The 15,831-nt window shown below is 73.6% G+C and carries 13 protein-coding genes; 1 reads left to right on the top strand and 12 read right to left on the bottom strand.

Features of this window, described 5'->3' with window-relative positions:
- Positions 1 to 54: 54 nt before the first annotated feature.
- The 6 genes from ACFV4G_RS13020 to ACFV4G_RS12995 all read right to left on the bottom strand — a co-directional run bounded on the left by ACFV4G_RS13020 (position 55) and on the right by ACFV4G_RS12995 (position 7,215).
- On the bottom strand, positions 55 to 1,734 hold the full coding sequence (locus tag ACFV4G_RS13020) for a cation acetate symporter (protein ID WP_380439527.1): 1,680 nt from the start codon (positions 1,732 to 1,734) through the stop codon (positions 55 to 57).
- The gene (locus ACFV4G_RS13015) at positions 1,731 to 2,306 is read right to left on the bottom strand and encodes a DUF485 domain-containing protein (protein WP_380439525.1); all 576 of its coding nucleotides are present in this window, start codon (positions 2,304 to 2,306) and stop codon (positions 1,731 to 1,733) included. The genes ACFV4G_RS13020 and ACFV4G_RS13015 overlap by 4 nt, the downstream gene beginning before the upstream one ends.
- Before the next feature lie 126 nt (positions 2,307 to 2,432).
- Entirely contained in the window at positions 2,433 to 3,134 is a 702-nt protein-coding gene (locus ACFV4G_RS13010; RefSeq protein WP_380439524.1) for a response regulator, read from the bottom strand.
- Positions 3,131 to 4,288, bottom strand: coding sequence for a sensor histidine kinase (locus ACFV4G_RS13005; RefSeq protein ID WP_380439522.1), 1,158 nt, complete (start codon positions 4,286 to 4,288; stop codon positions 3,131 to 3,133). Before ACFV4G_RS13005 ends, ACFV4G_RS13010 begins: the two co-directional genes overlap by 4 nt.
- A gap of 65 nt (positions 4,289 to 4,353) precedes the next feature.
- Entirely contained in the window at positions 4,354 to 4,839 is a 486-nt protein-coding gene (locus ACFV4G_RS13000; protein WP_380439520.1) for a DUF1453 domain-containing protein, read from the bottom strand.
- A 264-nt stretch (positions 4,840 to 5,103) separates the two neighbouring features.
- The gene (locus ACFV4G_RS12995; RefSeq protein WP_380439518.1) at positions 5,104 to 7,215 is read right to left on the bottom strand and encodes a type IIA DNA topoisomerase subunit B; all 2,112 of its coding nucleotides are present in this window, start codon (positions 7,213 to 7,215) and stop codon (positions 5,104 to 5,106) included.
- Between the two features lie 539 nt (positions 7,216 to 7,754).
- Here ACFV4G_RS12995 and ACFV4G_RS12990 point away from each other — a divergent pair.
- A complete protein-coding gene (locus tag ACFV4G_RS12990; protein WP_380439516.1) occupies positions 7,755 to 7,988 on the top strand; it encodes a hypothetical protein in 234 nt (77 codons plus the stop codon).
- Between the two features lie 177 nt (positions 7,989 to 8,165).
- Here ACFV4G_RS12990 and ACFV4G_RS12985 read toward each other — a convergent pair whose 3' ends face one another.
- The 6 genes from ACFV4G_RS12985 to ACFV4G_RS12960 all read right to left on the bottom strand — a co-directional run bounded on the left by ACFV4G_RS12985 (position 8,166) and on the right by ACFV4G_RS12960 (position 15,796).
- Complete coding sequence (locus ACFV4G_RS12985; protein WP_380439582.1) at positions 8,166 to 8,969, bottom strand: S1 family peptidase; 804 nt, start codon at positions 8,967 to 8,969, stop codon at positions 8,166 to 8,168.
- Between the two features lie 313 nt (positions 8,970 to 9,282).
- Positions 9,283 to 10,932 carry an RNA polymerase sigma factor gene (locus ACFV4G_RS12980; RefSeq protein ID WP_380439514.1) on the bottom strand — a complete coding sequence of 550 codons (1,650 nt, stop codon included), beginning with the start codon at positions 10,930 to 10,932 and terminating at the stop codon, positions 9,283 to 9,285.
- Between the two features lie 450 nt (positions 10,933 to 11,382).
- Positions 11,383 to 12,261 carry a FadR/GntR family transcriptional regulator gene (locus ACFV4G_RS12975; protein ID WP_380439512.1) on the bottom strand — a complete coding sequence of 293 codons (879 nt, stop codon included), beginning with the start codon at positions 12,259 to 12,261 and terminating at the stop codon, positions 11,383 to 11,385.
- Positions 12,262 to 12,423: 162 nt separating this feature from the next.
- Positions 12,424 to 13,329 carry a hypothetical protein gene (locus tag ACFV4G_RS12970; protein WP_380439510.1) on the bottom strand — a complete coding sequence of 302 codons (906 nt, stop codon included), beginning with the start codon at positions 13,327 to 13,329 and terminating at the stop codon, positions 12,424 to 12,426.
- A 3-nt stretch (positions 13,330 to 13,332) separates the two neighbouring features.
- Positions 13,333 to 14,829 (bottom strand): ATP-binding cassette domain-containing protein, encoded by a 1,497-nt coding sequence (locus tag ACFV4G_RS12965; RefSeq protein WP_380439508.1) that lies wholly within the window; start codon positions 14,827 to 14,829, stop codon positions 13,333 to 13,335.
- A 208-nt stretch (positions 14,830 to 15,037) separates the two neighbouring features.
- Positions 15,038 to 15,796, bottom strand: a complete 759-nt coding sequence (locus ACFV4G_RS12960; protein WP_359964826.1) for an NUDIX domain-containing protein — start codon at positions 15,794 to 15,796, stop codon at positions 15,038 to 15,040.
- Positions 15,797 to 15,831: the final 35 nt, after the last annotated feature.

Here is a 15,831-nt window from a genome sequence, read left to right as displayed (position 1 = left end):
GCGCCCGGGACCCCGGGCGCCCCCCCCGCCGCGGGGGGTCCCAGGGGGTGCGGTTCAGGCCGCGCCGGCACCGGTGAGGGCGCGCACCTCCAGCTCGGCGAAGCGGTCGGAGTCGGCCGGTTCGGGCGAGGTGAGCGTCCCGATCCAGCCGGCCAGGAAGCCGAGCGGGATGGAGACGATGCCGGGGTTCTCCAGCGGGAACCAGTGGAAGTCGACGCCGGGGAAGAGCGCGACCTTGGTGCCGGAGACGACCGGCGAGAAGGTGACGAGCACGATGGCCGGGACGAGGCCGCCGTACACGGACCAGACGGCGCCGCGGGCGGTGAAGCGCCGCCAGAACAGCGTGTAGAGCAGGACCGGCAGGTTGGCGGAGGCGGCGACGGCGAAGGCCAGGCCGACCAGGAAGGCCACGTTGAGCTGCTGGGCGAAGAGGCTGATCGCGATGGCCGCCGCGCCGATCCCGACGGCGGCGATCCGGGCGACGACGATCTCCTGGCGGTCGCTCACGGGCTCCTCCGTGCGCGGCGCCCCGTCGTCCGTCCGCCGGCGCAGCGACCAGCCGCGGAAGGCGCCGGCCCAGATGTCGTGGGCGAAGGCGGCGGAGGAGGCCAGGGTGAGTCCGGCGACGACGGCGAGGATGGTGGCGAAGGCGATCGCGGAGATCACCGCGAACAGGACGACCCCGCCGGTGCTGCCGTTGCCGCCGCCGAGCACCAGGGCGAGCAGCGGAACGGCCGTGTTCCCGGCCGAGTTGGCGTGCCGCACCTCGGCCGAGCCGACCAGGGCGGTGGCCCCGAGGCCGAGCGCGATGGCCATCAGGTAGAAGCCGCCGACCAGGCCGATCGCCCACATCGTGGAGCGGCGGGCGGCCCGGGCGGTGGGCACGGTGTAGAAGCGGGACAGGATGTGCGGCAGGCCGGCGGTGCCGAGCACGAGGGCGAGGCCGAGGCTGAAGAAGTCGAGCCGGCTGGTGGAGGTCGCGCCGTACTTGAGCCCGGGTTCGAGGTAGCGCCGGCCGGCGCCGCTGTGCCGGGCGGCCTGGCGCATCAGCTCGAAGAGGTCGCCGTGGTAGTGGACCATCAGCAGCACGGTGAGCAGCACCGATCCGGCGATCAGCAGGAACGCCTTGACGATCTGGATCCAGGTGGTGGCCCGCATGCCGCCGACCGTCACGTAGACGATCATCAGGCCGCCGACCGCGACGATGGTCCAGGTCCGGGCGGAGGCGCTGTTGGTGCCGAGCAGCAGGGCGACGAGCGAGCCGGCGCCGACCATCTGCGCGACGAGGTACAGCAGGGTGACGACGACGCTGGCGCCGCCGGCCGCGGCCCGTACCTTGCGCCGGCGCAGCCGCAGCGCGAGCACGTCGGCGAGGGTGTAGCGGCCGGCGTTGCGCACGAGTTCGGCGACCAGCATCAGGACGACGAGCCAGGCGACCAGGAAGCCGATGCTGTAGAGCACGCCGTCGTAGCCGTAGAGGGCGATCAGTCCGGCGACGCCGAGGAAGGAGGCGGCGGAGAGGTAGTCGCCGGAGAGCGCGAAGCCGTTCTGCAGCGGGGTGAAGTCCCGTCCGCCGGCGTAGAAGTCCTCGGCCGCGCTGCCGCGGCGCCCGACCCAGAGGGTGATGCCGAGGGTGACCAGGACGATCACGGCGAAGAGCAGGATCGCGAGGTCGTGGTGGTCGCCGGTGGGGGCGACGGGCGGTGGGGTGGCGGTCGACGCCGCGGTGGTCATCGGAGCTGGTCCTGGGTGTCCCAGCGCAGGCCGAGGGCGGCGCGGTCGCGCTTGGTGCGGGCGTTGCGGGCGTAGAGCCAGGTGAGGAGGAAGGTGCTGGCGAACTGCAGCAGGCCGAGCAGCCAGGCGACGTTGAGCGGCCCGGCCACCGGGGTGCGCATCAGCTCGGGCGCGGCGGCCTGGGCGGCGACGTAGGCCAGGTACCAGGCGAGGAAGGCGCTGCTGACCGGGAAGACGAACGACCGGTAGCTGCGCCGGATGTCCTGGAAGGCCTCGCTGGCCTGGACCGTCCGGTACACCTCGGTGCTGTCCGCGCTGCCGGCCGGTGCGGCGGCGGGCACCGCGGCCGGCACGGGCACCGCGGCGGGAACGGCCGGTGCGGCGGGCACGGTCGGCGCGGCGGCCGGGACGGGCGGCACCGGCTGCGCCGGCACCGTGCGGTCCGTCCGGGGGGCGGCCGACCGGGTGCCCTGGTTGGGCCGACCGGCGGCGGGCGCGTTCGCGGTGGCCGGAGCGGCCCACCAGTCGAATCGCTGCCCCTGCCCGGGACTGCTCGTCTGCTGCTGTGGCACTGCTGCTCCTGAACCGGGCGGGCACTCTGACCCGAACCATCATGAGGGCCTCTGAGCAGCGGTTTTGACCATTGCAGATACGTTCACTCGATGAGGTGATCGATGATCCGACAGACACTCATCCGACTACTGATGCGTACCGGTGATTCCGTGCCGAAAGGCGTACGCGACGGCCTGTGCCCGGTCCCGCACGGCGGTCTTCGCGAAGAGGTTGTTGATGTGCGTCTTCACGGTGGCCGGGCTGACGAACAGCCGCTGGGCGATCTCACCGTTGGAGAGGCCTTCGGCGATCAGCGCGAGCACCTCGGCCTCCCGGGTGGTCAGTCCGTCGGGCAGTTCCGCGGCCCGGGCGGCGGGCGCGGGGGCCGGTTCGGGGGTCGCCGGGGAGGCCTTGCGACCCTCCGATAGCCGCTCCAGCAGCCGGAGTTGGACCTGCGGCGAGAGCCCGGCCGCGCCCGAGCGCACGTCCGCGATGGCCCGGGCGATCTCCTCGCCGCCGGCGTCCTTGGTGAGGTAGCCGCGCGCGCCGGCCTGGAGCGCGGGGAACAGCGAGTCGTCGTCGGCGTAGGTGGTGAGGACGACGACCTCGGTCTCCGGGTGCGCCGCCCGGATCCGCCTGGTCGCCTCGACGCCGTCGACGCGCGGCATCCGCAGGTCCATCAGCACCACGTCCGGGTGATGCCGCTCCACCAGGGCGACGGCTTCCTCCCCGTCCGCCGCCGCGCCGACCACCTCGATCCCGGGCAGCAGGCCGAGCAGCATCACGATGCCCTCGCGCACCACCGTCTGGTCGTCCGCGACCAGGACCCTGGTCGTTCCCGCGCTCACGCCGGCACCCGCAGCAGCACGCGCCACCCTCCGTCCTCCGGGCCCGTCAGCAGGGTGCCGCCGAGCAGTTCCGCGCGTTCGCGCATCCCCAGCAGACCGTACCCGCTGCCGCTGGCGGCCAGTTCCCCCGGCGCCGCGGCGCGCGGGGACGCGGAGTTGCGCACCTCCAGCTCCACCGCGTCCGGCAGGTAGCGCAGTTCGACCTCGCACCGGGCCCCGGGCGCGTGCTTGCGCACGTTGGTCACCGCCTCCTGAGCGGTGCGCCGCACGGCGAGCGCGGCCTCGGCGGCCAGCGGCCGGGGCGTGCCGACGACGCCGAACACCGCCCGTTCGCGTCCGGTCAGTTCGACCAGGAAGTCCCCCACCGGGGTGAGTTCGCCGCGCAGCGCGGACAGCGCCTGCCGGGTCTCGGCCAGCCCGTCCTGCGCCATCCGCCGGGCGGCGACGACGCGTTCGCGGACCTGTTCGCGGTCGGTCCCGGCGTCCAGCATCAGCCGGGCCGCCTCCAGGTGGACGAGTTGGGCGGAGAGGCTGTGGGCGAGCACGTCGTGGATCTCCCGGGCGATCCTGGCCCGTTCGGCGAGCGCCGCGCTCTCGGCCTCGGCGGCCCGGGCGGCCCGCTCCTGCGCGAGCAGGCGGCGGGCGGTGCCGCGCGCCTCGATGTCCAGCCGCAGCAGGAAGCCGAGGAGCCCGAGCCCGCCGACCGACGTCACGACGCTGAGCCAACTCGCCCAGCTGGCCGCGGTGTACGAGCCCAGCGACGCCACCGCGACGAGGACCGCGGGCGCGGGCGGCAGCCGGACCAGCGCCATCACCGCCAGCCCGAGCCAGGTGACGTCCGCCAGCACGATGGCGTGGCCCCAGTTGGCCAGCCACCCGAGGCCGACCAGGGCGCCGGCCGCGGCGAGCGAGGGCACGAGCCGCTGCGCCCGGCTGGTATTCAGGTAGACCGTGCTCAGCCCGACCATGGCCACCAGCCCGCCGGCTGCGGCCGCCGCCGCCCAGCCGGTGAAGCGGCCGTCGGCGAAGGTCCCCCAGGTGACGCTGACGAGGATCACGATCCGGCCGAGCACGGTGAGGACCCGCCGCGGGCCGCTCTCGGCCTCGCGCTCCAGTCCCTCGCGGGCCGGCCAGCGGGTCCAGTACCCGGTCACGGGGTCCTCCTCGGGGGTGTCGTACACGGCGGCGGCTCGAACGCGGCGGCGGGGCGGCGGCGCGGTCAGCCGATCACGGCGGCCTGCCGGGGCAGCTCGGCGGTCCGCGCCCTCCAGTTCACCACGAGCGAGCGGACCAGCAGCATGACCGCGATGCCGAGCATCAGGGCGCTGCCCGCCTGGTGGACGTGCATCGCCGAGCCGATCCCGTACAGGCCGAGCCGGATGGCGATCATGCCCACCCACGCGGCGACCGTGGCCTTGGTGCCCTTGGCCCAGACCGAGCCGTCCGCGGCCCGCCAGAGCCGGACGGTCCAGCCCCAGACGGAGCCCATGGCGAGCACCGCGACGAGGGAGGCGCCGAGCAGGACGGCGGAGAGCGCCGCGTGGTCGTGGTCGATCAGCTGCGGGTCGCGCAGCGCGAGCGCCCCGAGGATCAGCGGCAGCAGCCAGAAGCGGCGCTCGGTGTCCAGGCGCTGCGCGCGCATCTGCCGCCGGACCACCAGAGCCAGTACCGCGATGATCACGACGATGTTGACGAGGGCGGTCATCGGATTCTCCGTCCCGACGGAAGCTGTGTGCTGACCTCACCGACGCTACGGATCGGGCGCCGCCCGGTGATCGGAGCCCGGGTGGACCGGGGGTGGAAGCACAAGCGGGGGGGGCCCCCCCCCCCGGGGGGGGGGGCCCCGCCCGGGGTGGGGGGCGGGGGCGCGGGGGGGGGGGGGGGGGGGGGGGGGGGGGGGCCCCCCCCCCCGCGGCCCGCCCCCCCCCCCGGGGGGCGCCCCCCCCCCCCCCGCGGGCGGTCGGGCAGGTCAGGCGTCGATGCGGGAGCGGTCCAGGGTGGCCGCCGAGTCCACGATGAACTCCTTGCGCGGAGCGACGTCGTTGCCCATCAGCAGGTCGAAGATCTTCTCCGCCTGCTCCAGGTCGCCCAGGTTGATCCGGCGCAGCGTGCGGTGGCGCGGGTCCATGGTGGTCTCGGCCAGCTGGTCGGCGTCCATCTCGCCGAGGCCCTTGTACCGCTGCACCGGCTCCTTCCAGCGCATCCCCTTGCGCTGGAACTCCAGCAGCGTGGAGCGCAGTTCGGCATCGGAGTAGGTGTAGTGGTACTTCTCCTGGCCGCGCTTGGGGGCGGTGAGCTCGATGCGGTGCAGCGGCGGCACCGCGGCGAACACCCGGCCCTGCTCGACCATCGGCCGCATGTAGCGGTGGAAGAGGGTCAGCAACAGGGTGCGGATGTGCGAGCCGTCGACGTCGGCGTCGGCCATGAAGATGACGCGGCCGTAGCGGGCCTGGTCGATGTCGAAGGTGCGGCCGGAGCCGGCCCCTATCACCTGGATGATCGCGGCGCACTCGGCGTTCTTGAGCATGTCGCTCACCGAGGCCTTCTGGACGTTGAGGATCTTGCCGCGGATCGGCAGCAGCGCCTGGAACTCGGAGTTGCGGGCGAGCTTGGCGGTGCCGAGCGCGGAGTCGCCCTCGACGATGAACAGCTCGCTGCGCTCGACGTCGTCGCTGCGGCAGTCGGCGAGCTTGGCCGGCAGCGAGCTGGTCTCCAGCGCGGTCTTGCGGCGCTGGGCCTCCTTGTGCTGGCGCGCGGCGACCCGGGTGCGCGCGGCGGCGACGACCTTCTCCAGGACGGCCCTGGCCTGGAGCTTGTCGTCCTTCTTCGCCGAGGTGAGGAAGGCTTTCAGCTCCTTGGCGAGGACGGCGGCGACGATCCGGTTGGCCGCCGAGGTGCCGAGGACCTCCTTGGTCTGGCCCTCGAACTGCGGCTCGGCGAGGCGGACGGTGACGACGGCGGTCAGGCCCTCGGTGGCGTCGTCCTTGGTGATGTCGTCCTCGGCCACGCGCAGCAGCTTGCTCGCGCGCAGCACCTCGTTGACGGTCTTGGCGAGCGAGCGCTCGAAACCGGTGACGTGGGTGCCGCCCTTGGGGGTGGCGATGATGTTGACGAACGAGCGCAGGGTGGTGTCGTAGCCGGCGCCCCAGCGCAGCGCGATGTCCACGCCGAGGTGGCGGGTGACCTCGGTGGGCGTCATGTGGCCGAGGTCGTCCAGGACGGGCACGGTCTCCTTGAAGGTGCCCTCGCCGCGCAGCCGCAGCACGTCGCAGACCGGCTTGTCGGGGGCCAGGAACTCGCAGAACTCGGCGATGCCGCCGTCGTAGCGGAAGACCGTTTCCTCGGCCTTCTCGCTCTCGGTGAGCCGCTCGTCACGCACGACGATGGTCAGGCCGGGGACGAGGAAGGCGGTCTGCCGGGCCCGGTTGTGCAGGTTCTCCAGGGAGAGGCGGGCGTCCTTGAGGAAGATCTGCCGGTCGGCCCAGTAGCGGATCCGGGTGCCGGTGCGGGTCCTGGGCACCTTGCGGGCCTTGGTCATGCCGTTGGCGGCCTCGAAGGGCGCGTCCGGGCCGGCCTCGGTGAAGATGCCGGGGGTGCCGCGGCGGAAGCTCATCGCATGGGTGTGCCCGCTGCGGTCGACCTCGACGTCCAGGCGGGCCGAGAGGGCGTTGACGACGGAGGCGCCGACGCCGTGCAGACCGCCGGAGGCCGCGTAGGAGCCGCCGCCGAACTTGCCGCCGGCGTGGAGCTTGGTCATGACGACCTCGACGCCGGACAGCCCGGTCTTGGGCTCGACGTCGACCGGGATGCCGCGCCCGTTGTCGCGGACCTCGACCGAGGAGTCGGGGTGCAGGAGGACCTCGATGCGGTCGCAGTGGCCGCCCAGGGCCTCGTCGACCGAGTTGTCGATGATCTCCCACAGGCAGTGCATCAGGCCGCGGCTGTCGGTCGAGCCGATGTACATGCCGGGGCGCTTGCGGACCGCCTCCAGCCCCTCCAGGACGAGCAGGTGCCGAGCGGTGTAGTTGGAGCCGTCGTCACCGGCCAGCAGTGCGGACGGCACGGTCGTTTCGGCACTCACGCGGCACTCTCCTCGGTGAAGTTCTGTCTCATCGGTCACATCCGGAACGCGTCCGGACCGTCCGCCAGTGCAGCACGCCGCACCGACAGCCGTCGCCCGGCGTGTGCGCACCCCTCCGCTGGGTGCCCAGCACGGCGGGCCGGTCCCGCGCAGCTTGTACGCGCTGCGCGAACACGGGCTGGGCCGGAGTCCGGGGCTCCGGGGCGCCATCTCCTCCCGGTACCACCGGTCCTGGCGGTTCGTGGGGTCCGGCGCAGGCTCCGGAACTGCCGTTATGCAGGCTACCGGGGCCTGGGACGGGGCTTATGCTCCAACCCGGCAGAGGATTATGCTACGCGGACCTCGCACCCGGTCCCGATCGGGCGTTCGAGGCACGGGCGGATCCTGGGATCCGGTACGCATGAACCACCGGCCCCCGGGGCACGTCCTCATCAACACAGCAGAATCCTCAGAGAAGAAAAGCCACGAGCGGGAACGTTTTCGGCCTGGTTGGATGTTGACCCTGGTACGACAGCTCGTCGAGCTAGAGAAGAGGCGACGTGACTACTGTTCTGACACCTGCGAGCCCGCTCACCGCGGCTGACCGCTGCGACCGCTGCGGCGCCCAGGCCTACCTGCGCGTCGTACTCGCCAGCGGCGGAGAGCTGCTCTTCTGCGCCCATCACGGCCGGAAGTTCGAGCCGGAGCTCAAGAAGATCGCCGTTGAGATACAGGACGAGAGCGGTCGCCTGAGCGGCACCACCGCTGCGACGGCCACCGACGACGAGCGCTGATCCCGGGCGCCACCCAGCAGCCAGCGTCGAGCTGTGTGTCCGGTCGCGCACTGCGCGCGACCGGTGGGCCGGGCGATCGACCCCTCCGGGGGCCGGTCGCCCGGCTCTGCTGTTCCCCGAGGCACGCCACCCCTCCGACGGAACGTCAGAACGTGACCGTGCGGTCACGTTCTGACGTCACAGTGCCGAGTGCACCGCGTCCGAGAGGGCGGCGATCCTCGTGTAGACCCCTGGGTGGTGCGCCTCCGCGCAACCCGTCCCCCAGGACACCAGGCCGGCCAGCCGCCCGCCGATGACCAGCGGGCCGCCGCTGTCCCCCTGGCAGGCGTCCTTGCCGCCCTGCTCCTCCTCGCCGGCGCACACCATCGTCCGGGCCTCGAACTTCCCTTCCGGCCCGCCCGGGTAGTCGCGCGCGCACACCTGGTCCGCGACGACCGGCACGTCTACCGTGCGCAGCGGGGCCGAGTAGTCGCCGCGCCCGGTGGTGTCGCCCCAGCCGTACACCTGTGCCCTGGTCCCGGCCGCGTACGGCTCGCTCTCGCCCTGGCCGAGCAGGTCGATCACCGGCCGCGAGCCCTGGGACTCACCGAGCGTGACCACGGCCACGTCGTTCATGTTGGCGGACCAGCTGTAGTCGGGGTGGATCCAGATCTTCTTGACCGGCACCTCGTACCCGGCGGTGCCGCGCATGTCGTCCCGGCCGACGATCACCTTGAGGCCGGGCCGGTCCACCCGGACGCCCTTGGGCTCGTCGAAGAAGCAGTGCGCGGCCGTCACGACCTTGGTCGGGGTGACCAGGGCTCCCCCGCAGAACTGCCCGGAACGCCCGGATCCGAACTGCTGGCGACTGGCCAGCGCCACCATCCACGGGTGGTCCGCGGTGCTCGTCACCCCGCCGCCGACCACCCGGCGCTGGGCCTCGGCGGGCGCGGCGGCGCCGAAGGCCACCAGCGGGACGGGTGCGGCCGCCAGCAGCGCCAGCACGGCGGCGCGCTTTCGGCGGCCCGGCCGGGCGGCGGCCGGGGTCGCCGGGGGCGGGGCGGCGGTCGTCAGGTCCGCGCGGTCCGGGTTGGGCAGCACCGTTTCTCCAGGTGGCTCGGCAGCAGGCAACCGGCACAGCGTAGGTGACCGGCTACACTGTGCGACCGCTTCCCGGCGGACGGCCACCCGGACGAGCGACAAGCGCCACTCGGACGGTGACGAACCCCCTCCGGACGGCCGAGAAGGCCCGGAGCCGTGGGGCTCCGGGCCTTCTCGTGAGTGCTCGCGCAGGCAGGGCCCGCGCGGTGTCGGATCAGTCCAGGTAGTCGCGCAGCACCTGGGACCGCGACGGGTGGCGCAGCTTCGACATGGTCTTCGACTCGATCTGGCGGATGCGCTCACGGGTGACCCCGTACACCTTGCCGATCTCGTCGAGGGTCTTCGGCTGACCGTCCGTCAGGCCGAAGCGCATCGACACGACGCCGGCCTCGCGCTCGGACAGGGTGTCCAGCACCGAGTGCAGCTGCTCCTGGAGCAGGGTGAAGGAGACCGCGTCGGCCGGCACGACCGCCTCGGAGTCCTCGATGAGGTCACCGAACTCGCTGTCGCCGTCCTCGCCGAGCGGGGTGTGCAGCGAGATCGGCTCGCGGCCGTACTTCTGGACCTCGATGACCTTCTCGGGGGTCATGTCGAGTTCCTTGGCCAGCTCCTCCGGGGTGGGCTCGCGGCCCAGGTCCTGGAGCATCTGGCGCTGGACGCGGGCCAGCTTGTTGATGACCTCGACCATGTGCACCGGGATGCGGATGGTGCGGGCCTGGTCGGCCATGGCGCGGGTGATCGCCTGGCGGATCCACCACGTGGCGTAGGTGGAGAACTTGTAGCCCTTGGTGTAGTCGAACTTCTCGACCGCACGGATCAGACCGAGGTTGCCCTCCTGGATCAGGTCCAGGAAGAGCATGCCGCGGCCGGTGTAGCGCTTGGCCAGCGAGACCACGAGGCGGAGGTTGGCCTCCAGCAGGTGGTTCTTGGCGCGGCGGCCGTCCTCGGCGATGATCTCCAGCTCGCGCTTGAGCTTGGGGGCGAGCTTGTCGGCGGCCGAGAGCTTGTCCTCGGCGAACAGGCCGGCCTCGATGCGCTTGGCGAGCTCGACCTCCTGCTCGGCGTTGAGCAGCGGGACCTTGCCGATCTGCTTCAGGTAGTCCTTGACCGGGTCGGCGGTGGCACCGGCGACGGCGACCTGCTGGGCCGGCGCGTCGTCCTCGTCGTCGTCGGAGAGGACGAAGCCCTCCGACTCCTCCTCGGGACCGGTGGCCTCGGCCTCGGCCTTGTCGCCGGGCAGCGCGACGTCCTCGAGCAGCTCCTCCTCGCCGAGCAGCTCCTCCTCGCCGCCCTTGGCGGTCTTGGCGGCGGTGGTCTTCTTGGCGGCGGTCTTCTTGGCCGGCGCGGCGGCCTTCTTGGCCACGGCCTTCTTGGCGACGGCCTTCTTCGCCGGGGCCTTCACCTCGGTGACGACCGTGGTCGCCTCCTCGGCGGTGATCTCGGCGGACACGGTCGGCGCGGGCGCGGTGGCGGCCGCCACGGCCGGGGCCGCGACGGGGGCGCCGGGCGCGATGCGCACGGGCGGCTTGGTCGGGGCCGACGGGGCGGCCGGGGTCCGGGTGGTGACAGCCTTGGTGGCGGTGCGCTTCGTGGGGCTCTTGGCGGCAACGCTCTTGCGCTTGGCACCGGCCGGCTCGGCCGCGCTCACCATGAGGTCCACCCCCTCCTCAATCAGCACCTGATTGAGGCTGCGCATGACGTTCTTCCACTTGGTGACCGGGATCTGGTCCGCCTCGAACGCCTGGCGCACGTCGTCACCGGCGATCTGCCCCTGGGCCTTGCCCCGCTCGATGAGAGCCAGCAGAGCCGCGGACTCGGCGATCTCGGGGGGAAGCGAACGGGATGTGCTGGCCGACACGAACAACCTCTCGGACGATGAGTGGACTCGAACCCGTACCGGCCGCCCGAGCGGGCGGGGAAGGAGATCGCGCGTCGGACGCGCGGTGTCGATTCCGACCGACTCGGGCTTGAGGACTGGGTTTGCAGGACGGCAGCAGCGCCGCGGACCAACACAGCCACGTGGCGTGCTGGAGTATTCCGGAGCTGCTTCCGCTCAGGACACATCGCTGCTACTCGTCAAGTGTTACGCATGGCCTTCGTGTCGCGGGTCACACCGCTCGGGCGCCCGCGGCCCGGGGCCGGACTCCATCATCGCGCACTCGCGCCGGAATCTGCCGCCATGCACATGCCCACCCGGCCCGGAGGCCGTCCCGGCCCCCGACGGGATGTCCCTCCGGGCCCGGCAGAACGGCCCTCCGGCTGCACCGGGCGGTGCGGCCGGAGGGCCGTGGGCGGGCGGACCGAACCAGACCGTTCAGTGCTCCCGGGGGGCCGGGACGGACGGCTCGATCTCGGGGTGGACGGTGAGCAGCGCCCGCATCGCGGCCTCGCCCGCCGTGCCGTCGCCGGTGCCGAGCGCGTCCACCAGCCGGGAGTGCAGGCTGACCGAGGCCTCGGAGGGGCGCTCGCAGGAGGTCGTCGGGCCGCCCGAGACCTGGAGCGCGCAGGAGATGATCCCCGAGAGGTGCTCCAGCATCCGGTTCCCGGCCATCTGCAGCACGAGGCCGTGCAGCTCGGCGTCGGCCCGGGTGTAGGTCGAGAGGTCGGCCTGGGCGGCGGCGTGGCCCATGATCTCGACCAGCTCGACCAGGCGCTGCTGGACGTCCTCGCGGCCGTGGCCGGCGGCCAGCCGGGCGGCCAGGGGATCGATGGCCCAGCGCAGCTCGAAGAGCTCCCGGCGCTGCTCGTCCCGCTGGGGACCGAAGGCGCGCCACTCGATGATGTCCGGGTCGAGCAGGTTCCAGTCGCCGACCGGACGGACCCGGGTGCCGACGTTCGGCCGGGCGCTGACCAGACCCTTGGCCTCCAGCACGCGCAGCGACTCGCGGACGACCGTGCGGGAGACCTCGAAGCGCTGACCGATCTCCTCGGGCACCAGCGGGCGGTCGGCGCCGAGGTCACCGGAGACGATCATCTGGCCGAGCTGCTGGACCAGCTGGCCGTGCAGACCGCGGCCGCGGCTGCTGGTGGTCTTGCGGCCGACCCTGGCGAGCTCGGACTCGGCGCCCTCCCAGCGGGGCGCCGGCGGGGTCGGCCGGTCGGCGTACGAGAAGCGGTCCAGATCGCCGGGGCCGTGGATGGGCCCATCGGCGGAACGGGCGGGGGTCATGGTGGGGTGCGCAAGGGTACTCACAGGTCCTTTGTCGGCGATCGGCAGGCGCAGCTTGAGAATTCTCGTGAAAAGCACACGAAAGGGTGATCGGCCGTGACTGGATAATTGACTTCTTATCAGGAAGAACCGCGCATTACGGTCACTGCTGGTCGATCTTGGTGCTTCGGGTCGGCGGCCCGGGAATCAGAGCGCGCGGCGCCGGGTCTGGATCACCAGGGCCGCCACCAGCAGGACGGCCGCCGGGGCGGCCACTGCCGCGAGGAGCGCCGGGTCCGTCAGCGCGGTGCCTCCGGGCGCCACCCGCCGGTCTCCGCCGTAAACCCACCCGTACGCCCATTCGACGCCCGACTGGAACGGCAGCAGTTCGGCCGCCCGGGTCGGCCACGGCGTGCCGGTCTGCCGCAGCAGCAGGGCCACGCCCGACTCCAGCAGCGGCGGCAGCGCGCACAGCACGAGCACGCCGGCGACGGCGCTGCGGGTGAGCGAGGCCGTCAGGACGCCGGTCCAGCCCGCCACGACCGTCAGGAGGACGAAGGCCAGCAGGGCGCCCGGAACCCCGTGCCCGGCGACCAGGGCCACCGGCCCGAACGCTCCCGGCAGGTCGGCGAGCCCGGACAGCCCGGCCGAGGTCAGCGCCCCGGACACCCGCCCGGACAACGCGGACGGGTCCGCCCAGGCCGCCACCGTCACCCCGGCGGGCAGCGCGAGGTGCACGGCCACCGTGTCCACCACCAGGGTGGCCAGCGCCAGCAGCCCCGCCACCGGGCCGATCACCAGCAGCTTGGCCACCAGCAGCCGGACCCGGCGCGGATACGACACGCACGAGGCCGGCAGCCCCGGGAAGCGGACCTCGTGCCCGTACGCGAGGGCGCCCAGCAGGCCGGCCCCGAGCGCCGCGAAGGGCAGCGGGAGCAGCGGGAAGGCCGCGGTCAGCAGCCGCACCCCGGCCGGGCCGGGCAGCGGGCCCTCCGGCCGCTGGCCCGCCAGGACGGCGGCCACGACGGCGTCGCAGAGCAGCACGGCGGCGAGGAGCAGCCAGGTGGAACGGAGGCCGCGCAGCCGGCGCAGCTCGTAGGCCAGGACGCGCACGGTTCACTCGCTCCGGGGGTCGACGGGGGTGGCGGAGGTGGTCGTGGAGGTGGTGGGGGCGGTGGTGGAGGTGGTGGGGGTGACGGGAGCGGCCGGGGATGCCGCAGGCGTCACGCGGCCGAGCCGGACGGTGTCGTCCGACAGCAGGGCGGCGGCCGGAGCCGTGGGCCCGGCTCTGAAGAGGCGGTCCACCGCCACGGTCGTCGCGGCGCTGTCGGCGGAACGGAGATCGGGCTTGGGCACCCGGACGGGGCGGAGCACGGGCTCCGGTGCGGCCCCGGACTCGTCCGAGGCGTCGTGCGCGCGCGGGGGCTCGGCCGGCCGCTCGCGGGTGGCCCCGGTGACGGCGAGGGCGGAGAGGGCGGTCGCGACGGAGGCGCCGGAGGCGACCGGCAGGGCCCGGGTGGGCAAGGCGGCGTCGCCGTGGGGCCTCGGCTCGGTCGGCTCGGTCGGCTCGGCCGGTTCGGCCGGTTCTGTCATTCCGGCCGGACCGGCCGGACCGGCCGGTCCGGCCGACGGCTGCGGCTGCGGCTGTGCGACGGGCTTGCGCTCATCGGCGGACTTCGGCTGGACGTGGATCTGGCCGGAGCGGCCGGAGGCGGTCGGCAGGACGGCCCTCGGGGCGGGCTGCTCGACCACGCGGTCCGCCAGTTCGTGCAGCAGGATGCCGTGCCGGTAGGCCAGTTCGCCGATCTCGGTGCGCCCGATGCCCGCCACGGCGAGACCGGCGCCGCCGTCCCGGCGCACCTGGGCGCCCTGGCCCACCAGGAGGTCGGCCAGCCGCGCCATCTGCGGTCCGCGGACGGCCACTTCGGGGCTGAGCCGGGTGCGGCGGAACTCGACCACCGGCTGGTCGGCCACCAGCCGGCCCCGGTCCAGCGTGATCACGCGGTCGGCCAGCCGGGACGCCTCCTGCGGGGTGCGGGTGGTCACCAGGACCGTCCCGCCCGCGACCGCGAACGAGCGCAGGAAGGAGTGGAACCACTCCACGTTGCGCGGGGACAGGCCCTCGGTCGGCGCGTCCAGGAGCAGCGCGCCGGGGTCGCCCAGCAGCGCGGCCGCGAGCGCCAGCCGCCGGTGCATGCCGGGCGAGAAGGTGCGCAGCCGCTGCCCGGCGACGGTGGCCAGCCGGGTCTGCTCCAGCAGTTCGTCGGCTCTGCGGGCGGGCACGCCGACGGCCGCGGCGAGCATCCGCAGCTGACCGCGCGCCGTGCGGCCCGGGTGCCCGGCCACGGCCGTGCTCCCCTCCCCCGGCCCCTGCAGCAGCACGCCGACCTCGCGCTCGGGGCGGCGCAGGCGGCGGTAGGTGCGGCCGTGGAAGAGCGTGACGCCCTGCCCGCGGTCGAGTTCGACCATCAGCCGCAGCGCGGTGGACTTGCCGGCGCCCTCGGGGCCGAGCAGCGTCGTCACGAGGCCGGGTCTGGCGTCGAAGGTCAGGTCCAGCAAGACCGGCGGAGCGCCCTTGCCGCGGACCTTGGTCAGTCCGGTGATCTGGATCATCGCTGCCTGCTCCCATGCCCTCGACCGGCCCCGCGCCAGCACATTAGGGGTCGGCGGAGGAGATTCCGGGCATTACGGGAGCGGCGCGGGCCCGCGGGCCACCCACCTCACCCGATCAGGGGACAATCCGATCCTGCGATTCCCCGGCCGACGGGCCGGGCGGGCTGGGACCGGACCGAGGCGGGCCGACGTACGGGGGCGCGCGACCTCAGGACTCCGGGCGGAGCATGGGCGGGTTGAGCACCGTCGCACCGCCCGCGGTGAACAGCTGCGCCGGGCGCCCGCCCTGACGGGTCGTGGTGCCGCCGGAGGGCAGCAGGAAGCCGGGGGTGCCGGTGACCTTGCGGTGGAAGTTCCGCGGGTCCAGGACCACGCCCCAGACGGCCTCGTAGACCCTCCGCAGCTCGCCGACGGTGAACTCGGCCGGGCAGAAGGCGGTGGCGAGCGAGGAGTACTCGATCTTGGAGCGGGCGCGCTCGACCCCGTCGGCCAGGATCAGCCCGTGGTCGAAGGCGAGCGGCACCCCGTCGGCCGGGCTCTGCCCGAGCAGCTCGGCGACCGGCGCCCAGCGGGCGCTGCTGGCGTCCCCGCCGGCCCGCGGCGTCGGTAGGTCGGGAGCGAGGACGAGGTACGCGACGCTGACCACCCGCATGCGGGGGTCGCGCTGCGGGTGGCCGTAGGTGGCCAGCTGTTCCAGGTGGGCGCCGGCCGCGCCCGGGCCGACGGCGTCGTGTCCGGGCGCGGAGTGCGCCCGCAGCCCGGTCTCCTCGGCCAGCTCGCGGGAGGCCGCCTCGGCCAGGCCCTCGTCCGGCCGCACGAACCCGCCGGGCAGCGCCCAGTACCCCTGGAACGGGGGCTCGCCCCGTCTCACCAGCAGGGCACACAGCTCATGGTCGCGCACCGTCAGCACCACCAGGTCAACGGTGACTGCGAACGGGGGGAAGGCCGACGGGTCATAGCGCGACATGGCGACGATCATAGTCGTCTCTCTGACGATAAGCA

It is taken from the genome of Kitasatospora sp. NPDC059747 (assembly GCF_042732955.1).
Taxonomy (GTDB): Bacteria; Actinomycetota; Actinomycetes; order Streptomycetales; family Streptomycetaceae; genus Kitasatospora.
The sequence above is the reverse complement of the archived record's forward strand: the minus strand, read 5'-3'. Positions and strand labels throughout refer to the sequence as shown.